The sequence below is a fragment of the Rhizobium sp. KNZ2-6A genome (assembly GCF_056755475.1).
The window spans coordinates 1-1,642 of sequence record NZ_JBNDIC010000127.1 but is presented as its reverse complement, the minus strand read 5'-3'; the positions used below and the strand labels follow the sequence as shown (position 1 = coordinate 1,642).

Here is a 1,642-nt window from a genome sequence, read left to right as displayed (position 1 = left end):
TCCGGCGTCAAGTCACACAGGCATAACCAACTACATCAAAGATCGAAATGCGTTCGATTTCATATCCGCGCACCAACGCCCCTTGACGCTGTTCGGGGTAGCAAAGGCGTGGACTTGGATCATCATTCATCTCCATCGGATCGTGTTCCGTTGGAGAGAGTTATGACCATTCCTCTGATCTTGCGGCAGGCGCGCCGAGGCGATAATGCTTATTCCCAAGGGGAATAGTCGGTGGACAGATTGCAGGCGATGACCGCATTCGTGCGGGTGGTGGAAACCGGGTCGTTCTCACAGGCTGCCCGGCAGATCGGTGTCGGCCAGCCGGCGATCTCGAAAACAATTGCTCAACTGGAGGATCGCCTGCGGGTCCGCCTTCTCATCCGCTCCACCCACGGGCTGACGCCGACCGATGCAGGCCTGCGCTTCTTCGAGCGGGCTAGGAACGCAATCCAGGAAGCGGACGAGGCGGAGCTGGAAGCCAAGGGCGCCGGGGCCGGACTATCGGGCCGGCTTCGGATCTGCGCCGCGACCACCTTTGCTCGGCTCATGGTCCTGCCGCATCTGGGCCAGTTCATGGACAGCCATCCGATCTCGAGGTCGATGTCATCCTAGACGACCGGGTTATCGATCTGGTCTCGGAAGGGATAGACGTAGCACTGCGGATGGGGGAGCTGGCAGATACGTCGGCGGTGGCGCGGAAGCTGGCCACCGGCCGCCGCTCAGTGATGGGCACGCCCGGCTATCTCGGCCGTCATGGCATGCCGCTTGTTCCGGCTGATCTCGCAGCCCATCAGGCTGTCGTCTACACCCAGCTCGGCAACGCCTGGACCTTCACGCGCGAGGGAACACAGGCTTCGGTCACTGTTTCTGGACGAGCGCGGTTCAGTGCTGCGGAAGGCATCCGCACCGCCATCCTGTCGCATATGGGTCTGACAGTCGTCTCCGACTGGATGTTCGCGCCGGAACTGGCGGACGGCACGGTGCAGCGCGTGCTGGAAGACTGGGATCTTCCGCCGATCGATCTTTGGGCCGTCTTACCGACCGGCCGGCTGGCCAGTGCAAAAGCACGCGCCTTCGCCGATTTCGCAGGATCAATCGTTGCGGCACAACGCAAGTAGGCTCGATGTGGCCAACGAGCGAAACCAGGCTCGGCGCGGCCGGCTACGCCATGACTCCGACGAGCCGGTTCCGCTGTGTTTCCGTCAGCGCTTCGCCGCTCGCGGCCAACATATTCTGCGTCATGTGCTGCGGGCTCGACGTGGCCGGGATCGCGCACGTGACCGCCGGGTTCGACACGACATACTTAAGAGCAAGCTCCGGCCAGCTCCTGCATCCCAGTTCTTCCGCGAAAGCTGGAAGCGGCGTACGGCCAAGGCTTCCTACGAGAGACCCCTCGCCAAACGGCCGATTGGCCAGCACGGCCACTCCCAGATCCTTCGCGGCTGGAAGAAGGCGCTTCTCCGCTGCGCGGTCGACGAGGGAATAATTCAACTGGACGAAGTCGAATGCGCCGGTCCGAATCGCGCGTTCCAGATCGCCGTGGGCGCTATCCGTGTAGTGGGTGACACCAAGATAGCGGATGCGGCCTTGTGCTTTCCATTCCTGTAGGGTCGGGAGATGCGTCTCGAGGTCAAGGAGGTTA

At 62.2% G+C, this 1,642-nt stretch carries 1 protein-coding gene and 1 pseudogene; one reads left to right on the top strand and one right to left on the bottom strand.

All coding sequences use genetic code 11. The annotated features are described in order from the left end of the window. The first annotated feature begins 231 nt into the window (after nt 1–231). Nucleotides 232–1,118 (top strand): annotated as a pseudogene (locus tag ACPYOP_RS32860) (LysR family transcriptional regulator). Between the two features lie 43 nt (nt 1,119–1,161). Here the strand turns inward: ACPYOP_RS32860 and ACPYOP_RS32855 are convergent. After that, nucleotides 1,162–1,642 (bottom strand): aldo/keto reductase (locus ACPYOP_RS32855; RefSeq protein WP_481414372.1); only part of this gene is annotated, 481 nt, incomplete at its 5' end.